The sequence below is a fragment of the Nocardioides lentus genome (assembly GCF_039529515.1).
Classification (GTDB): Bacteria; Actinomycetota; Actinomycetes; order Propionibacteriales; family Nocardioidaceae; genus Nocardioides; species Nocardioides lentus.
The window spans coordinates 93633-110766 of record NZ_BAAAMY010000014.1 but is presented as its reverse complement, the minus strand read 5'-3'; the positions used below and the strand labels follow the sequence as shown (position 1 = coordinate 110766).

The 17134-nt window shown below is 73.0% G+C and carries 18 protein-coding genes and 1 tRNA gene; 16 read left to right on the top strand and 3 right to left on the bottom strand.

All coding sequences use genetic code 11. From position 1 onward, the window contains the following. Positions 1-9 precede the first annotated feature (9 nt). Positions 10-2601 carry an alpha-glucan family phosphorylase gene (gene glgP, locus ABD158_RS17895; RefSeq protein ID WP_344009119.1) on the top strand — a complete coding sequence of 864 codons (2592 nt, stop codon included), beginning with the start codon at positions 10-12 and terminating at the stop codon, positions 2599-2601. A gap of 27 nt (positions 2602-2628) precedes the next feature. On the opposite strand, the gene ABD158_RS17890 is transcribed toward glgP, so the two are convergent. Next, a complete protein-coding gene (locus ABD158_RS17890; protein WP_344009117.1) occupies positions 2629-3528 on the bottom strand; it encodes a prephenate dehydratase in 900 nt (299 codons plus the stop codon). A gap of 38 nt (positions 3529-3566) precedes the next feature. Next, positions 3567-5714, bottom strand: coding sequence for a glycogen debranching protein GlgX (gene glgX / locus ABD158_RS17885; RefSeq protein ID WP_344009115.1), 2148 nt, complete (start codon positions 5712-5714; stop codon positions 3567-3569). A 39-nt stretch (positions 5715-5753) separates the two neighbouring features. Here glgX and ABD158_RS17880 point away from each other — a divergent pair, with 39 nt between their 5' ends. From ABD158_RS17880 to ABD158_RS17855, 6 genes are all read left to right on the top strand, one after another. Then, complete coding sequence (locus ABD158_RS17880) at positions 5754-6572, top strand: enoyl-CoA hydratase/isomerase family protein (RefSeq protein ID WP_344009113.1); 819 nt, start codon at positions 5754-5756, stop codon at positions 6570-6572. A gap of 105 nt (positions 6573-6677) precedes the next feature. Continuing rightward, complete coding sequence (locus ABD158_RS17875) at positions 6678-7259, top strand: hypothetical protein (RefSeq protein ID WP_344009111.1); 582 nt, start codon at positions 6678-6680, stop codon at positions 7257-7259. A 139-nt stretch (positions 7260-7398) separates the two neighbouring features. Next, the gene (locus ABD158_RS17870) at positions 7399-8181 is read left to right on the top strand and encodes an electron transfer flavoprotein subunit beta/FixA family protein (protein ID WP_344009109.1); all 783 of its coding nucleotides are present in this window, start codon (positions 7399-7401) and stop codon (positions 8179-8181) included. An 11-nt stretch (positions 8182-8192) separates the two neighbouring features. Next, positions 8193-9146 (top strand): electron transfer flavoprotein subunit alpha/FixB family protein, encoded by a 954-nt coding sequence (locus tag ABD158_RS17865; protein ID WP_344009107.1) that lies wholly within the window; start codon positions 8193-8195, stop codon positions 9144-9146. A 295-nt stretch (positions 9147-9441) separates the two neighbouring features. After that, entirely contained in the window at positions 9442-10026 is a 585-nt protein-coding gene (locus ABD158_RS17860; RefSeq protein WP_344009105.1) for a DUF6318 family protein, read from the top strand. Positions 10027-10283: 257 nt separating this feature from the next. Continuing rightward, the gene (locus tag ABD158_RS17855) at positions 10284-10901 is read left to right on the top strand and encodes a hypothetical protein (protein WP_344009103.1); all 618 of its coding nucleotides are present in this window, start codon (positions 10284-10286) and stop codon (positions 10899-10901) included. A gap of 53 nt (positions 10902-10954) precedes the next feature. On the opposite strand, the gene ABD158_RS17850 is transcribed toward ABD158_RS17855, so the two are convergent. Then, positions 10955-12340, bottom strand: coding sequence for a lysyl oxidase family protein (locus ABD158_RS17850; RefSeq protein WP_344009101.1), 1386 nt, complete (start codon positions 12338-12340; stop codon positions 10955-10957). A 264-nt stretch (positions 12341-12604) separates the two neighbouring features. Here ABD158_RS17850 and ABD158_RS17845 point away from each other — a divergent pair, with 264 nt between their 5' ends. The 9 genes from ABD158_RS17845 to ABD158_RS17805 all read left to right on the top strand — a co-directional run bounded on the left by ABD158_RS17845 (position 12605) and on the right by ABD158_RS17805 (position 17104). Beyond that, a complete protein-coding gene (locus tag ABD158_RS17845) occupies positions 12605-12757 on the top strand; it encodes a hypothetical protein (protein ID WP_344009099.1) in 153 nt (50 codons plus the stop codon). Then, on the top strand, positions 12754-13410 hold the full coding sequence (gene nadD / locus ABD158_RS17840) for a nicotinate-nucleotide adenylyltransferase (protein WP_344009097.1): 657 nt from the start codon (positions 12754-12756) through the stop codon (positions 13408-13410). The genes ABD158_RS17845 and nadD overlap by 4 nt, the downstream gene beginning before the upstream one ends. Beyond that, positions 13407-13781 carry a ribosome silencing factor gene (gene rsfS / locus ABD158_RS17835; protein ID WP_344009095.1) on the top strand — a complete coding sequence of 125 codons (375 nt, stop codon included), beginning with the start codon at positions 13407-13409 and terminating at the stop codon, positions 13779-13781. Before nadD ends, rsfS begins: the two co-directional genes overlap by 4 nt. Further along, positions 13778-14437 carry a histidine phosphatase family protein gene (locus ABD158_RS17830; protein WP_344009093.1) on the top strand — a complete coding sequence of 220 codons (660 nt, stop codon included), beginning with the start codon at positions 13778-13780 and terminating at the stop codon, positions 14435-14437. The genes rsfS and ABD158_RS17830 overlap by 4 nt, the downstream gene beginning before the upstream one ends. 72 nt (positions 14438-14509) lie before the next feature. Continuing rightward, a tRNA-Ala gene (locus ABD158_RS17825) sits at positions 14510-14582 on the top strand. 104 nt (positions 14583-14686) lie between these two features. Continuing rightward, on the top strand, positions 14687-15424 hold the full coding sequence (locus ABD158_RS17820) for a sulfotransferase-like domain-containing protein (protein WP_344009091.1): 738 nt from the start codon (positions 14687-14689) through the stop codon (positions 15422-15424). 50 nt (positions 15425-15474) lie between these two features. Beyond that, positions 15475-16467, top strand: a complete 993-nt coding sequence (locus ABD158_RS17815) for an NtaA/DmoA family FMN-dependent monooxygenase (protein ID WP_344009089.1) — start codon at positions 15475-15477, stop codon at positions 16465-16467. 8 nt (positions 16468-16475) lie between these two features. Then, the gene (locus ABD158_RS17810; protein ID WP_344009087.1) at positions 16476-16799 is read left to right on the top strand and encodes an LLM class oxidoreductase; all 324 of its coding nucleotides are present in this window, start codon (positions 16476-16478) and stop codon (positions 16797-16799) included. 38 nt (positions 16800-16837) lie between these two features. Then, complete coding sequence (locus tag ABD158_RS17805) at positions 16838-17104, top strand: DUF2470 domain-containing protein (RefSeq protein WP_344009085.1); 267 nt, start codon at positions 16838-16840, stop codon at positions 17102-17104. Positions 17105-17134 lie beyond the last annotated feature (30 nt).

The window sequence follows — 17134 nt, the reverse complement described above, 5'->3', positions numbered from 1 at the left end:
GTTCCGTCCGTGCGCGCTATCCGTCGGTTCACGGTCCGTCCCCTGCTGCCCGAGGCGCTGGAGGGTCTCGCCGTCCTCGCCCGCAACCTCCGCTGGTCGTGGCACCCCGAGACCCAGGACGTGTTCGCGGCGGTCGACGCCGAGCTGTGGACGGCCGTCGGCCACGATCCCGGCCGGCTCCTGGGGGCGGTCTCGCGCGAGCGGCTCGCCGAGCTGGAGCGCGACAAGCGCTTCACCCGCATGCTCGCCCTCGCCGTCGCGGACCTCGAGCAGTACCTGACGGGGGAGCGCTGGTACCAGCGCCGCACCGCCGAGGGCGGCGAGGAGGGGCCGCGGGGCATCGGCTACTTCTCCCCGGAGTTCGGCATCACCTCGGTGCTGCCGCAGTACTCCGGCGGTCTCGGGATCCTCGCCGGCGACCACCTCAAGACCGCCTCCGACCTGGGCGTGCCGATCACGGGCGTGGGTCTGCTCTACCGGCACGGCTACTTCCGGCAGTCGCTGTCGCGCGACGGCTGGCAGCAGGAGACCTACCCGGTCGCCGACCCCGACGGGCTGCCGATCACCCTGCTGCGCCGCGGTGACGGCACCCCGGCCACCGTCTCCCTCGGGGTCCCCGGCGGCACCCTGCACGCCCGGATCTGGGTCGCCCAGGTCGGACGCGTCCCGCTGCTGCTGCTCGACTCCGACATCGAGGCCAACGAGGGCCACCTGCGCGACGTGACCGACCGCCTGTACGGCGGGGCCGGCGAGCACCGGCTGCTGCAGGAGCTGCTGCTCGGCGTCGGCGGCACCCGTGCCATCGGCGTGCACGCCGAGATCACGGGGGCGCCGTACCCGGAGGTCTTCCACACCAACGAGGGCCACGCGGGCTTCCTCGGCCTGGAGCGCATCCGTCAGCTCTCGGTCGTGGAGGGCGGGCCGGGCCTGCCGCTCGACGCCGCGCTCGAGATGTCGCGCGCGGGCACGGTGTTCACCACCCACACCCCGGTGCCCGCGGGCATCGACCGCTTCCCGATCGACCTGGTGCGCCAGTACTTCGGCGCGGGCTCGGTCGGCAGCGACGGCCCGGTGCCCGGTCTGCCCGTCGACTGGGTGCTGGCCCTGGGCCGTGAGGACTACCCGGGCGGCGACCCCGGCGTGTTCAACATGGCGGTCATGGGCTTCCGCCTCGCCCAGCGCGCCAACGGCGTCTCGCTGCTGCACGGCGAGGTCTCCCGCGGGATGTTCAACGGCCTGTGGCCCGACTTCGACGCCGGGGACGTGCCGATCGCCTCGATCACCAACGGCGTCCACGCCCCGACCTGGGTCGCGCGCGAGGTCTTCGGGCTCGCCGCCGACGCCGGGGCGGACCCCGACGACCCGACCGCGTTCGAGGCCGTCGACAAGGTCCCCGCGGCCGACCTGTGGCGCACCAAGCGCGTGCTGCGCTCGCGCCTGGTCGACGACGCGCGGCGGCGCCTGCGCGCCTCCTGGCTGGAGCGGGGCGCCGCGCCGGCCGAGCTCGGCTGGATCGACGACGCCCTCGACCCCGACGTGCTGACGATCGGCTTCGCGCGGCGGGTCCCGTCGTACAAGCGGCTGACGCTGATGCTGCGCGACCCCGCGCGGCTCAAGCGGCTGCTGCTGCACCCCGAGCGCCCCGTCCAGCTGGTCATCGCCGGCAAGTCGCACCCCGCCGACGACGGCGGCAAGCGCCTGATCCAGGAGCTCGTCCGCTTCGCCGACGACCCCGAGGTCCGGCACCGGATCGTGTTCCTGCCCAACTACGACATCGCGATGGCGCAGCCGCTGTACCCCGGCTGCGACGTGTGGTTGAACAACCCGCTGCGTCCCTACGAGGCCTGCGGCACCTCCGGCATGAAGGCGGCGCTGAACGGCGGGCTCAACCTGTCGATCCTCGACGGCTGGTGGGACGAGTGGTTCGACGGCCACAACGGCTGGGCGATCCCGTCCGCGGACGGCGTCGACGACCCCGACCGTCGCGACGACGTCGAGGCCACGGCCCTCTACGACCTCGTCGAGCACGAGGTCGCGCCCCGCTTCTACGACGTCGACCGCGAGGGCGTGCCGGACCGCTGGGTCGCGATGGTGCGCCACACCCTGAAGTCGCTCGGGCCGAAGGTCCTCGCCTCACGGATGGTGCGGGACTACGTGGCCGAGCTGTACGCCCCCGCCGCCGCGACGGCGCGGCTGCTCGACGGCGACTTCACCGGCGCCACGGAGCTCGCGGCGTGGAAGGCGCACGTGCGGGCGCAGTGGGGCGCCGTGCAGGTCGAGCACGTGGAGACCGCCGACCTGCCGGACACCCCCGAGCTCGGGGCCACCATGTCGGCGCACGCCTACGTCGCGCTGGGCGGGCTGTCGCCCGACGACGTCGTCGTCCAGCTCGTGCACGGGGGGATCGGTGCGCACGACGAGCTGACCGGCACCGTCGCGGAGCCGCTGGCGGTCGCCGAGTCCTACGACGGCGGGCGCCACCGCTTCGAGGGCACCGTCACCCTCGACCGCACCGGCCCCTTCGGCTACACGGTCCGCGTCCTGCCGCGCCACCCCCACCTGGCCTCGTCCTCCGAGCTGGGCCTCGTCGCCCTGCCCTGACGGCGGGCCCCCTCCCGGGGGCCGCTCTCAGGGCGCGTGGGGGCGGGGACGGGCGCTGGTGTCGCGCTCGCTGCCGGCGAGGCGGTAGGCCGCGGCCGGGTAGGTGCCGAGCATCCGGAGCTCGTCGGTGAAGAACGACAGCTCCTCGAGCGCGTAGGCGAGACCGGTGTCGTCGGGGTGGCCCTCGACGTCGACGTAGAACTGGGTGGCCGCGAAGACGCCGCCGACCTGGTAGCTCTCCAGCTTGGTCATGTTGACGCCGTTGGTCGCGAAGCCCCCGAGCGCCTTGTAGAGCGCGGAGGGGATGTTGCGGACGCGGAAGACGAAGCTGGTGACGTACGGCGTGCCCTCCTGCCGCTCCACCTCGACGGGCTCCGGCGACAGGGTCACGAAGCGGGTCGTGTTGTGGTGCTCGTCCTCGACGTCGCGCGCCAGCACGTCGAGGCCGTAGAGCTCGGCGGCGAGCGCGGGCGCCAGGGCCGCGACCGACGGGTCGCCGCCCTCGGAGACCTCGCGGGCCGCCCCGGCGGTGTCGTCGGCGACCACCGCGCGCCAGCCGTGCTCGCGCATGATCGTGCGGCACTGGCCGAAGGCGTGGGCGTGGCTGCGGGCGGTGCGGACCTCGCCGATCGCCGTGCCCGGCAGCGCCATGAGGTGGAAGTGGATGGGCAGGAAGTGCTCCCCGACCAGCCACAGGCCCGACCCGGGCAGCAGGTGGTGCACGTCGGCGACCCGGCCAGCGCTGGAGTTGTCGATGGGGATCACGGCGAGGTCGGCCGTGCCCGACTGCACCGCGCCGATCGCGTCCTCGAACGTCTGGCAGGGCATCGGCTCGAGGTGCTCGGCCATCTGCTGGGCGGCGAGGTGGGAGTTCGCGCCGGGCTCGCCCTGGTAGGCGACGCGACCGGTGGCGGGGCGGGTGCTCACGGACGACGAGCCTAGGGCGCCGGCCGGGCGGGGTGCGCTCAGGTCTCGCGCAGCACCACGACGCAGCGCGCGTCCAGGTCGAGGGAGGAGCCGGCGGCGACCACCGTGCCGACCGGGAGGCTCGGCACCGTCGACAGCACGACCTCGCCGGCCTCGACCCAGTCGTTCTCGGGCAGCGCGACCGTGACCGGACCCGGTCGTGCGTGCAGCCAGATCAGGAACGACGCGTCGTGCTGCTGCTCCCCGCGCGGGCCGGGGGAGCGGAGCGGGGAGCCGGACAGGAACATGCCGACCACGGCCAGGTCGGAGTGCCAGTCCTCCGGGGTCATCTCGCGCCCCGACGGGTGGATCCAGGCGAGGTCCTTGGGACCGCCCGGCACCGTCGGGCGCCCCTCGAACCAGTGCCGCTGCGCGAGCGCCGGGTGCTCGCGCCGCAGCCGCAGCGCCGTGCGCACCACGTCGTGCACCTCGTCCCAGGTGGCCTCCGCCGACCAGTCGACCCAGGACGTCTCGTCGTCCTGGCAGTAGGCGTTGTTGTTGCCGCCCTGGGTGCGGCCGCGCTCGTCGCCGGCGGTGATCATCGGGACGCCGTTGGACAGGCACAGGGTGGCCATCAGGTTGGCGGCCTGGCGGCGGCGCAGCTCCACCACCCGCGGATCGTCGGTCTCGCCCTCGACGCCGTGGTTGGAGGAGCGGTTGTCGTCGGTGCCGTCGCGCCCGTCCTCGCCGTTCGCGTCGTTGTGCTTGCGCTCGTAGGTGACCAGGTCGCGCACCGTGAAGCCGTCGTGGGCGGTCACGAAGTTCACCGACGCGTACGGCGAGCGGCCGTCGTCGGCGTACAGGTCGGAGGAGCCGGCCAGCCGGGTCGCCACCGAGCGCAGCGCGCCCTTCTCGGAGCGGTCTCCGCGCCAGAAGTCGCGCACGGCGTCGCGGAACTGGTCGTTCCACTCCACCCACGGCGGGGGGAACCGCCCCACCTGGTAGCCCTCGCCGGTGGCGTCCCACGGCTCCGCGATGAGCTTGACGTGGCGCAGCACGGGGTCCTGGCCGATCGCGGAGAGCAGGTGCCCGGCGAGGTCGACGTCGTGGCCGTCGCGCGTCAGGGCGGGCAGGAGGTCGAACCGGAACCCGTCGACGTGCATCTCGGTCACCCAGTAGCGCAGCGAGTCCATGATCAGCCGCAGCGAGGCCGGGTGGTCGGTGGAGACGGTGTTGCCGCAGCCGGTGGCGTCCCAGTAGTGGGGCACCTCGCCCTTCCGCGACGACGGCGCGCGGTGGTAGCAGCGCTCGTCGAGGCCGCGCAGCGACAGCACCGGGCCGTCGAGGCCGCCCTCGGCGGTGTGGTTGTAGACCACGTCCAGGATCACCTCGAGGCCCGCCGCGTGCAGGGCCTTGACCATGGCCTGGAACTCGGTGACCTGCCCGCCCAGCTCGCCCGCCGAGGAGTACGCCGCGTGCGGGGCGAGGAAGCCGATCGTGTTGTAGCCCCAGTAGTTGACCAGGCCGCGCGCCGCGACGCCGGGCTCGGTGAGGAACTGCTGGACCGGCAGCAGCTCGACGGCCGTGACCCCCAGGTCGCGCAGGTACGACGTGACCGCGGGGTGGGCGAGCCCGGCGTAGGTGCCGCGGAGCTCGGGCGGCACCTCGGGGTGGAGCATCGTGAGGCCCTTGACGTGCGCCTCGTAGATGACGGTGTCGCGCAGCCGCCGGCGCGGCGGGGTGTCGCCGCCCCAGTCGAAGCCGTCGCGCACCACGACCCCGCGCGGCACGTACGCCGCGCTGTCGACGCCGCTCGGCGCGTCCGCGTGGGGGTCGTCGTACACGGCCGGGTCGTCGGTGAAGCCCCCCGTCACGGCGCGGGCGTAGGGGTCCAGGAGCAGCTTGGCCGGGTCGAAGCGCAGCCCGTCGGCCGGGTGCCAGGGGCCGTCGGCGCGCAGGCCGTAGCGCGTGCCCGGGACCAGGCGCGGCACCGCGCCGTGCCACACGCCGAGCGACTGCTCGGGCAGCCGGTGGCGGGTCTCGACCCCCGCCTCGTCGAAGGTGCACACCCACATGGCGGTGGCCGCCGGCGCGTGCACGGCGAAGTTGGTCGCCTCCGGCGCCCACGTCGCGCCCAGCGGGAAGTGGCGCCCGGGCCACACCTCCGCCGACTCGCCGAGGCTGGTCCACCCGCTCGTCTGTGTCATCGCCTCGTCATTGTTCCGCAGGAGGGCACAATGCGTGCCATGACCGCGAACGCCGACGAGACCAGCGACCAGTCCTCCGCCCAGCGGACCGTCCACCTCGAAGTCGCCGACGGGGTCGCGACGATCCGGCTGGACCGGCCGAAGATGAACGCGCTCGACGTCTCGACCCAGGAGCAGATCCGCGCCGCGGCACAGGAGTGCACCGACCGCGACGACGTCCGCGCGGTCGTGCTGTGGGGCGGGGAGCGGCTGTTCGCGGCCGGCGCCGACGTGGTCGAGATGGAGACGATGTCGCACCGCGACATGGTCAAGCGCTCCGGCGGCCTGCAGTCCGCGCTGAGCGCCGTCGCCCGGATCCCGAAGCCCGTCGTCGCCGCGGTCACCGGCTACGCGCTCGGCGGCGGCTGCGAGCTCGCGCTGTGCGCCGACGTGCGGATCGCCGCGGACGACGCGACCCTGGGCCAGCCCGAGGTCCTGCTGGGGATCATCCCGGGCGCCGGCGGCACCCAGCGCCTGACGCGGCTCGTCGGCATCAGCACCGCCAAGGACCTGATCTTCACCGGTCGCTTCGTCAAGGCCGACGAGGCGCTGGCGATCGGGCTGGTCGACCGACTCGTCCCCGCCGCCGAGGTGTACGACGCCGCGCACACCTGGGCCGCGCAGTTCGCGGCCGGTCCGGCGCTCGCGCTGCGCGCGGCCAAGGAAGCGATCGACCGCGGGATCGAGACCGACCTGGAGACCGGCCTCGAGATCGAGCGGGCGGCGTTCGCGGCCCTCTTCGCCACCGCCGACCGCGCCGCCGGCATGCGGTCCTTCGTCGAGAACGGGCCCGGGAAGGCGACCTTCACCGGGGAGTGAGCACTACTCGTGGGTAACCCCGCGGGCAGCACAACCGTTCACCCTGTTGTAATCGCGCCGGATGGGCAAGAATCGTCCGTCGACGCGCGTCTTCGAGGAGGAGCCATGTCGACCGAGACCGACAAGCCCACGCCCGAGTCCACCGGCGACCCCAAGGCCCGTACGCGCGCCGAGGTGAAGGCCAAGCGCGAGGAGAAGCGGGAGGAGCGCCGCGCGGCGCGCGCCGAGAAGGCCGCGGACAAGGAGTCGCGGGCCGCTGAGAAGGCGGCCGCGAAGGAGTCGCGTGCGGCGTCCTCCTCGGCGCCGAGGACCGGGTCGAAGGGTTCGGGCGACAAGGGGGACAAGGGGGAGAAGGCCGCGAAGGGCGTCGCCCTGCTGAAGGGCGGCGTCGACGGGGTCCGCACCCTGCTCGGCCAGGTCGTCTGGATCGTCGCGGTCGTCTGCGCGCTGTTCCTCGCGGTCGGCGCGCTGTGCATCGCCCTCGACGCCAACCGCGGCAACGAGCTCGTCGAGTTCGTGCTGCGCGGCGCCGACGTCGTGTCGCTGGGGATCTTCTCGCTCGAGGACGGCATCAAGACGTTCGTGGGCGTCAACTCCGACGTCAAGAACGCCCTGGTCAACTACGGGATCGGCGCCGTCGCCTACCTCATCGTGGGCCGCGTGCTGGAGCGCGTGATCCGCCCCTGACGGTCGGGTACCGGACGTGTGAGGCTTGCCACCCGTGCCACCCCTGCCCCGACTAAGTGACTCGCGGGTAACATCGAGGCACATCCGAGCGCACGTACAGGAGGGGCCCCCGGGCCACACCATGAACATCGTTGTCTGCGTGAAGTACGTCCCTGACGCCACTGCCGACCGGCAGTTCGAGTCCGACAACACCGTCGACCGCGTCGGTGTCGACGGTCTGCTGTCCGAGCTCGACGAGTACGCCGTCGAGCAGGCCCTGCAGATCAAGGAGAAGCGAGCCGACGAGGACGTGACGATCACCGCGTTGTGCGTCGGCCCCGAGAAGGCGGTCGACGCCGTCCGCAAGGCGCTGCAGATGGGCGCCGACAAGGGCGTCCACGTCTCCGACGAGGCGATCGCCGGCTCCGACTACGGCGCCACCTCGCTGGTGCTGGCCAAGGCCGTCGAGAAGATCGCCGAGGAGGCCCCGGTCGACCTCGTCATGTGCGGCATGGCCTCCACCGACGCCGCCGGCAGCGTCATCCCGGCGATGCTGGCCGAGCGCCTGGACTACCCGCAGGTCACCTTCGGCTCGAAGATCGAGACCCAGGGCGACCAGGTGCGCATCCAGCGCGACGGCGATGTCGCCACCGAGATCATCGGCGGGTCGATGCCGCTGGTGCTCTCGGTCACCGACCAGACCGGCGAGGCCCGCTACCCGTCGTTCAAGGGGATCATGGCGGCGAAGAAGAAGCCGATGGAGACCTACTCCCTGGCCGACATCGGGGTCTCCTCCGACGACGTCGGGCTCTCGGTCGCCTGGACCGAGGTCACCGAGGCCACGCCCCGCCCGCCCCGCGAGGCCGGCGAGGTCCACACCGACGAGGACGGCTCTGGCGCCGGAGCGCTGGCCGACTTCCTCGCCTCGAAGAAGTTCATCTGAGGAGCCGACCGATGTCTGAAGTTCTCGTCCTCGTCGACCACGTCGACGGCGCCGTCAGCAAGCCCACCCTCGAGCTGCTGGCCCTCGCGGGCCGTCTCGGCGAGCCCTCCGCGGTCTTCATCGGCCCCGCGGGCTCGGCGTCCGACGCCGCAGCCCGCCTCGGGGAGTACGGCGCGGCCAAGGTCTACACCGTCGACGACACCGAGGTGAAGGGCTACCTCGTGGCCCCCAAGGCCGAGGTGCTCGCGCAGCTCGTCGAGAAGACCTCGCCGGCCGCGGTGCTCGTCGTGTCCTCCTACGAGGGCAAGGAGATCGCCGCCCGCCTCGCGATCAAGACGAAGTCGGGGCTCATCACCGACGCCGTCGACATCGCCGCGGACGGCACCACCACCCAGGCCGTCTTCGCCGGCAACTACTCGGTGCAGGCCAAGGTCACCTCCGGCACCCCGATCGTCACGGTGAAGCCGAACTCGGCCGCGCCGGAGAAGTCGGACGCCGCCGGGACCGTCGAGGAGTTCGCCGCGACGATCTCCGACTCGGCCAAGAAGGCCCAGATCGTGGCCTCGCAGCCGCGTCAGTCGTCGGGCCGTCCCGAGCTCACCGAGGCCGCCATCGTGGTCTCCGGCGGGCGGGGGACCGGCGGCGACTTCGCCCCCGTCGAGGGTCTCGCGGACGCGCTCGGCGCCGCCGTCGGCGCCTCCCGCGCCGCGGTCGACTCCGGCTGGATGCCCCACAGCTTCCAGGTCGGGCAGACCGGCAAGACCGTCTCCCCGCAGCTCTACGTCGCCAACGGGATCTCCGGCGCCATCCAGCACCGCGCGGGCATGCAGACGTCCAAGACCATCGTCGCGGTCAACAAGGACGAGGAGGCACCGATCTTCGAGCTCGTCGACTTCGGCGTGGTCGGCGACCTCCACGCGGTCCTGCCCGCCCTGACCGACAAGGTCAAGGAGCGCAAGGGCTGACCCCTCGCCCCTCACGCAGGGCCCGGCACCTCCACGGTGCCGGGCCCTGCGTCGTTCCCGGGTGTCGGACGGCGCGGGTGCGCCCGGTCATGTCCCGCGGTGTCACGGGCACTGCAGGGGGCCTGGGCAGCCGTTCTGGCGCAGGGATCCTGCTGCAGTCGGGCCGCGGTCCCCGTCATCCACAGACAAGGGTTCACCCGGTAGCCGAGGTGCGGTTCGCGACGTAGCGTGCCGGGCGAGACGTCGTTGGACCGGTGTCGCGTCGGTACCGCCTCGGAACTGTGGGAGCCCCTCCATGCACCACCCCCGCACCGTGCTCGCCCTCGTCCTGACGGGCACCCTGCTGCTCGGCGCCGGCTGCTCGGACGAGGGGGCCGAGGCCGACCCCCAGCCGATCCTGCCGTCCAGCTCCTCGGCCTCACCGACCGACGAGCCCACCCCGTCGGCGTCGCCGACCGAGGCGCCCACGATGCCGGCGGCGGCGGAGGAGCGGACCTTGGGAGGAGCGGAAGCCTTCGTCCGCCACTGGGTGGACACGTTCAACTATTCGACCAGTACGGGCGCAACCCAGCCTCTTGAGACCCTGAGTGACGACACCTGCGAAGGCTGCGCCAACATCGTGTCCGCGACAGACGTCATTTATGACGCCGGGGGACGGATCGAGTCAACCGGGTGGAAGATCCGCCGTGTGGGGGTCACCCCGGGCGAGACCGTCCGAGCGCCATCGGTTGCCGCCCAGATCCAGCGATCTTCACAGCGCGTGTTTCAGACGCCCGAAGGTCGAGCAGACCGCTACGAGGGTGGCCCGGCGGCCTACATCTTCGACCTAACTTGGAGCGGCGGGTGGCGGATGGCGGAGGTCGAGGTCGTCGATTCATGAGGTGGATCGCCGCGCTGTTCGTGATTGCTCTTACCTTGACCGTCTGCGAGCCGATGGGTACCGCGAGTGCCGACCCGTCGGGTGGTGTGACTGCTGGCGGGGACTATTTCGACCTTGCCGTGACGGGTACGGGTGCAGGGGGGACGTCTGCACCGGGTTCGACAGCGGGCGGCGGTCCCGTGAGCGGTGCTAGTTCCGGGGGTGGCCCTGTTTCCTACTGGATCCCGACGTGCGCCCCGATCTTGGGTCTCAGCACCGTGTCGGCAGCGGACGGCTGCGGCGGGTCGGGCATCCCGTGTGGTGACGGGGGCACCGTCGGCACGACGTACACGCTCGCCGGAGGCGTCCACACCAACAACGGGATGGGGTGCATCGAGCCCACCGAGCCCGGTGCAGTGACCACCGCTGCCGCGGCGCCTGTCATCACGCCCGCGATGATCCTGTCCGCCTTCCGCCGGATCCCGCTGCCCGACTCCGAGATCGTGGTGCAGCCGCCGGGCGGGGAGACGTTGGTCAACTTCGACACGATCTTCTCGACCGAGGCGGAGGAGGACACGGCGTCGGTGAGCCTGCTGGGTCAGCTGCTGGAGTTCGAGGCGTTCCCGTCGTCGTACACGTGGGAGCACGGGGACGGCTCGACGCAGACCACGGACCACCCGGGACGTGCGTACGCGGAGGGTGTGGCGGCGAGCCGCTACGTGAGCCACCGCTACGAGGACGCCCAGGTCACGGTGGAGCCGAGCGTGGACACGACCTGGTCGGGTCGCTACCGGTTGAACGGGGGCCCGTGGCTGCCGGTGGCGGGCACGGTCACGATCGAGGGCGACCCCTCCAGCCTGCGCGTGGTGGAGGGGCAGCCCAACCTCGTGGGCTGAGGCCGGCCCGTCGGGGACGGCACCAGCCGCGAGGTGGTGGCAGCGCTGCCGCCTCAGCTGCCCGTGATCAGACCGACCGGGGCGACCCGGACGGTGCGCGCCCCCGGCTTGCCGCCGAGCCAGATCTTGCGCAGGGCGCGGTTGTCCTCGGTCGAGGACTCCACCAGCCGGCCCTCGGGGTTGGCGTCGACCGCGATCCAGTACTGGCCGTTGGGCAGGCCCTTCAGGTTGAAGGACTGACCGGCCCGGTACTGGCTGTAGGTGTCGCCCGACCCGGCCGACAGCACCTGACGCACCGACTGCGCGCCGCGCCCGCCGCACGCCGTGGACAGGTCGGTGCCGTCGGGCTGCCAGTCGGCACCGGGGAGCGTGTAGTCGACGGCGTCGGTGTTGGCGAGGCAGAACGACTGCTTGCGGCTCCGGAAGACCTCGGCCTGGTCCTTGCTCAGCAGCGAGTAGCGGGCGAAGTCGAGGAAGTGCCAGTGGTTGTGCGAGGGGGCGGCGTGCCAGTGCATGGCGCCGATCCGGCGGTAGCCGGTCTGCTCGCCCTCGGCGTCGAAGAAGTACTGGTAGGCGTCCATCATCTCCTCGCCACGGCGGCGGAAGCCGTCGACGACGAGCGGGCTGTCACCGGCGTTCCAGACCGTCGCCGCGAAGGCGAGGTGGTTGCCCGTGCCCGTCACGGACATCCCGAAAGCGGGCAGCGACTTCAGGTCGGCCAGCGGCCCGTCCGGCACCGGGCCGCCGTCGCCCGGGGGCTGCGGCTCGGGGTGCGCGGCCGCGCCGTTCGGGGCCACCGGTCCGCCGGCGACGCGCCAGCCCGTGCCCCACCCGTCGCCACCGCGCGCCGTGCGCACCTGCAGGGGGTAGCGGACCGTCGCGTCCTCGGGCGCCACGCCCAGCAGCGCGGCCCACGCCGGCGTGATCCGGGCGACGACCGTGTGGCGACCCGCCGCCAGCCGGGTGCGGCTGTAGAAGTCGGTGACCGGGTTGCCGTAGCCCTTCGCGACGCCTTGGACCGACCCGATCGTGAACGGGTTCCAGGGGCAGCCGTACGGGTACGGCGAGCGCGCGGGCGCGTCCGGGCCCATCCGCTGGGGCTCGTAGGAGTTCAGGCACACCCGCGGGCTGCGCGACCACACCGCGCGGCCCTTGGCGTCGCGGATCGTGATGTCGACGAAGTCCTCGAGCTGGTCGAAGCCGCGGATCATGCTGCGCGGCACCTCCCCGCTGCCCGCCGACGTGGTGAACGTCGTGACCGGCTCGACGTCCCAGGAGGCCCGCTTCGTGCGGATCTCGAGCGGACCGCCCTGGGCCACGACCCGCAGGCCGAGGTCGCCGTACGCGTACCTCCCCTCGCGGAAGAGCTTGGCCCCGGGGGCGCCCACCAGGGCGACGGGCGAGGTCGGCTCGACCTCGTCGGCCGCACCGGCGCTCACCGGAGCCCCCACGGCGGGCGCCAGGGACGCGGTCAGCGCGGCCAGGGTGGCGGCGGTCAGAGCGAGACGACGTCGGTGCACGGTTCCCCCAGGAGCTCGATGGTCTTGCCGGGGAGGACGCCGGCCGGGGCCCGCGGGTTGCCCCGAGCGTCCGGATCGTCGCACCGGTGCGCGGTTTCCCGCCGACCGGTCTAGACCGGCTCGGCCCGGGAGCGCGGGCGTCCCGATCGCGGCTCGGCGGCACGACCCCGGTACGATGCCGACATGTCATCGATCGCGCCGTACGTGGTGCTCGCGTCCGAGGCCGCCGGCGAGCCCGAGATCAGCGTCTGGCTGGTGGGCGCCATCACCTTCGCCATCCTGCTGATCCTCCTGGCGGTCGTCGTCGGCATCGGCGGAGGCCGCGACCACTCGTGACCGGCCGTCGGGTCGGTGTCATGGGTGGCACCTTCGACCCGATCCACCACGGTCACCTCGTCGCGGCCAGCGAGGTGCAGTCCTGGTTCGGGCTGGACGAGGTCGTCTTCGTGCCCACGGGCGACCCCTGGCAGAAGTCGGGTCGCGACGTCTCGCCCGCCGAGCACCGCTATCTGATGACGGTCGTCGCCACGGCGTCGAACCCGCGCTTCACCGTCTCCCGGGTCGACATCGACCGCGACGGCCCGACGTACACGATCGACACCCTGCGCGACCTGCGGGTGCAGCTGCCGGACGCCGAGCTCTACTTCATCACCGGCGCCGACGCCCTCGCGGAGATCTTCACGTGGCGCGACGCCGAGGAGCTCTTCGGCCTCGCGAACTTCGTCGGCTGCACCCGGCCCGGCTACACGATGGACGCCGCCACCATCGACGCCATCCCCTCCCAGCGCATCACCATGGTGGAGATCCCCGCGCTGGCCATCAGCTCCACGGACTGCCGTGAGCGCACGTCCAAGGGCGACCCGGTCTGGTACCTCGTGCCCGACGGCGTCGTCCAGTACATCGCCAAGCACCGCCTGTACGCCGGCTCCGACGAGCCCGATGCCGTGCTGACGGTGCCCCACCCCTCCGACCACGCGGGAGACCCATGACCGCCTCCGACCACGCCGTCGAGCTCGTCACCGTCGCGGCACGCGCCGCCTCCGACAAGCTCGCCCAGCAGATCGTCGCCTTCGACGTCTCCGAGCAGCTCGCCATCACCGACGCCTTCCTCATCGCCTCGGCCGGCAACGACCGCCAGGTCCGCTCCGTCGTCGAGGCCGTCGAGGACGCGCTGCGCGAGATCGACGTCAAGCCGATCCGCCGCGAGGGCCACCGCGAGGGGCGCTGGGTGCTGCTCGACTACGGCGAGATCGTCGTGCACGTGCAGCACGAGGAGGAGCGACAGTTCTACGCCCTCGAGCGGCTCTGGCGCGACTGTCCGGCCATCGCGCTGCCCGCCGACGTCACCCGCGAGCGGTGACCTCGCCGACCACCCCGCCGACCGCCCCGCCGACGGGCGACGAGCGCCCCGGACGCACCCTCGTCCTGGTGCGCCACGGCCGCACCGCCTGGAACGCCGACGGTCGCGCCCAGGGCCAGACCGACGTGGACCTCGACGAGCTCGGGCACGAGCAGGCGGCCCGGATGGCGCCCGTCGTGGCGGCGCTCGGCCCGAGCGTGCTGTGGTGCTCCGACCTCGCGCGCGCCCGTGACACCGCGTCGTACGTCGCGAAGGAGCTGGGCGTCGAGCCCACCGTCGACCGGCGCCTGCGGGAGTTCCACCTCGGCGAGCGCGAGGGGGTCCGCCGGGCCGACTGGGTCGCCCGGTGGCCGGACGAGCGGGCGCGGTTCGAGGACGGCGACTACGACGTCGTCCCCGGTGGCGAGCGGCGCGCCGAGGTCGCGAGCCGCATGGGCGAGGTGTGCCGCGCCGTCCTCGACGCGGTCGGCCCGGGGGAGACCGCGGCGGCGGTGTCCCACGGCGGCGCCATCCGCACGGCGGTCGCCTCCCTCCTGGGCTGGGACACCCCCGGAGCCTCGAGCCTGCGGGGCCTCGACAACTGCGGCTGGACCCGCCTGGCCGAGCGCACGTACGGCGGGCCGCTGCGCCTGGTGTCCTGGAACGAGCAGGCCTGACCCCGGTTTCGCACCCCTGCCCGGTGCGGGGTAAGGTTCCCGTCGTTGTCCTGCTCCGGCGGGACGCGATCTGGGGCTGTGGCGCAGCTGGTAGCGCACTTCCATGGCATGGAAGGGGTCAGGGGTTCGAGTCCCCTCAGCTCCACCGGATCACCTCGAAACGCCCCGCGTCCCTGTCTCGGACCGGGGCGTTCGTCGTCCGGGGCGCGTGGGCTGGCGAAGACGACCGGTTCACGAGACATTGACTCCATGAGCCACCCGATCACCGTGCTGTGGAGCATCCCGCGCTCCGTCTCGACCTCCTTCGAGCGCATGGTCAGCGAGCGGGGCGACCACCTCGTGCTCGACGAGCCGTTCTCCCGGGCCTACTACTTCGGCCCCGACCGCCGCTCGGACCGCTATGACCGGACCATCCCGCACAGCTCCCTGCGCGAGGTCGTCGAGGAGATCGAGGAGGCCGCACGCGAGCGGCCGGTGTTCGTCAAGGACATGGCCTACCAGGCCCAGGACCTCCTCGACGGCGACTTCGTCGGGCGGGTGCGCAACGCGTTCATGGTCCGCCACCCCGCCGCGACGCTGCGCTCCCTGGCGCGGACGTGGCCGGACTTCACCGACGACGAGACCGGGTGGGCCCACCTGGACCGGGTCGCCGACCTCGTCGAGGACGCCGGTGAGCCCCTCGTCGTGGTCGACGCCGAGGCGCTGTGCGCAGACCCCGAGCGCGTCGTGGCCGACTTCTGCGACCGACTCGGCCTCGACCACCGACCGGACGCCCTGACGTGGGAGCCCGGGATGCGACCGGAGTGGGAGCTGTGGCAGGAGTGGCACGGGTCCACCGCCGGCACGACCGGCTTCAGCCCGCTGCGCCCGCCACCGCCCCCGCCGGGGGACGACCAGCACCGCCTGCGGGCGGCGTACGAGGCGGCGATGCCCGTCTACGAGCGACTGCTCGCCCACGCCGTGCGAGGCGCCTCCAAAGACAAGTAAGTCGATAGTGTTAGGTTCTTCGGACCGCCGACCACCCGAGGAGCAGCAGCGTGTCGATCGTCCTGAACGCCTTCCTGATGAGCACCGGCCACCACGAGGCGTCCTGGCGCCTGCCGGAGTCCGACCCCGGGGCGCACCGCGACGTCGCCCACTTCCAGGCGCTCGCCCGCACGGCCGAGGCCGGCCTGATGGACTCGGTGTTCTTCGCCGACAGCCCGTCGGTCCGCTCCGACCTGGCCCGCAGGCCGGCGGAGTCGCTGGACCCGGTGCTGCTGCTGACCGCGATGGCGGCCGCCACCGAGCGCATCGGGCTGGTGGCCACGGCGTCGACCACCTACAACGAGCCCTACAACCTCGCCCGGGCGTTCGCGTCGCTCGACGTGATCAGCGGCGGGCGCGCCGGCTGGAACGCCGTCACCTCGGCGGACCTGCAGGCGGGGGCGAACTTCGGGTTCACCAGTGCCCCGACCCACGCGGAGCGCTACGAGCGCGCGCAGGAGTTCCTCGAGGTCGTGCTCGGCCTCTGGGACGGCTGGGACGACGACGCACGCGTCGCCGACAAGGGCTCCGGCGTCCACACCGACCCGGCTCGGGTCCGCGACCTGGAGCACGTCGGGCGACACTTCCGGGTGAAGGGGCCGCTCAACGTCGGTCGCAGCCCCCAGGGCTCGCCGGTCGTCGTGCAGGCCGGGTCCTCGGTGCCCGGCGTCGCCCTCGCCGCCCGCTACGCCGAGGCCGTGTTCACCGCCCAGCCCACCCTCGCCGAGGGGCGCGACTTCCACGCCCGGCTCAAGCGCGCCGTGGCCGGCGCCGGCCGCGACCCCGAGCACTGCAAGGTCCTGCCCGGCCTGGTGCCGATCCTCGGGGGACCGAGGAGGAGGCGCGCCGGCTGGAGTCCGAGCTCGACGACCTGGTCGTCCTGGACCACCCGCTGCGCCAGCTCTCCGAGACCGCAGGCGTCGAGCTCGACCTGGACGCCCCGCTGCCCGCGGACATCCGTCCCGCCGAGGAGGTCCAGGGCAACCGCACCCGCTACGAGCTGATCGTCGCGATGGCGCGCGAGGAGTCGCTGACCGTGCGGCAGCTGCTGCTGCGGCTGGGCAGCGGTCGCGGACACCGCGCGTTCACCGGGACGCCCGAGCAGGTCGCGGACACGATCGAGGAGTGGGTGCGCGCCGGTGCCGCCGACGGCTTCAACGTCATGCCGCCGGTCCTGCCCCGCGGCCTGGAGGACTTCGTGACCCACGTGGTGCCGCTGCTGCAGCAGCGCGGCCTGGTCCGTCGCGAGTACGCCGGGTCGACCCTGCGCGAGCACTACGGGCTGCCCGTGCCCCCGGTGGGCGGCCGCGCGCCGGGTCTCGCGCAGACGGGTTGAGCCCGGGCGGGCGTCGGCCGCCGGCCTAGGCTCGCCGCATGACCCTGAGCGACGCCGACGTCCAGGCCGTGCTGGAGCACATGAACGCCGACCACCGCGACGCCAGCCTCGCCATCGCGCGGGCGCACGGCTACCCGGCCGCCGACGACGCCGAGATGACCGGCGTCGACGAGCACGGCGCGACCTGGCACGTCAGCGAGGGGCCGACGGAGGCCGCCGTACGGGTGACGTGGCCCGACGGCCCCGTCACGGGCCCCGACGGGGTCCGCCGGGCCGTCGTGGCGCTCAGCCGCGCGGCGCGATGAGTCCCGGGGTCGCGGCGGGTCGGTGAGACC

Excerpts from the sequence above, each read along its gene's own strand:
- ABD158_RS17805 (WP_344009085.1), top strand. The coding sequence starts at position 16,838 with ATGACCCTGAGCGACGCCGACGTCCAGGCCGTGCTGGAGCACATGAAC.
- ABD158_RS17880 (WP_344009113.1), top strand. The coding sequence starts at position 5,754 with ATGACCGCGAACGCCGACGAGACCAGCGACCAGTCCTCCGCCCAGCGG.
- ABD158_RS17845 (WP_344009099.1), top strand. The coding sequence starts at position 12,605 with ATGTCATCGATCGCGCCGTACGTGGTGCTCGCGTCCGAGGCCGCCGGC.
- ABD158_RS17865 (WP_344009107.1), top strand. The coding sequence starts at position 8,193 with ATGTCTGAAGTTCTCGTCCTCGTCGACCACGTCGACGGCGCCGTCAGC.
- rsfS (WP_344009095.1), top strand. The coding sequence starts at position 13,407 with ATGACCGCCTCCGACCACGCCGTCGAGCTCGTCACCGTCGCGGCACGC.
- glgX (WP_344009115.1), bottom strand. The coding sequence starts at position 5,714 with ATGACACAGACGAGCGGGTGGACCAGCCTCGGCGAGTCGGCGGAGGTG.
- ABD158_RS17875 (WP_344009111.1), top strand. The coding sequence starts at position 6,678 with ATGTCGACCGAGACCGACAAGCCCACGCCCGAGTCCACCGGCGACCCC.
- ABD158_RS17820 (WP_344009091.1), top strand. The coding sequence starts at position 14,687 with ATGAGCCACCCGATCACCGTGCTGTGGAGCATCCCGCGCTCCGTCTCG.
- ABD158_RS17860 (WP_344009105.1), top strand. The coding sequence starts at position 9,442 with ATGCACCACCCCCGCACCGTGCTCGCCCTCGTCCTGACGGGCACCCTG.
- ABD158_RS17810 (WP_344009087.1), top strand. The coding sequence starts at position 16,476 with ATGGCGCGCGAGGAGTCGCTGACCGTGCGGCAGCTGCTGCTGCGGCTG.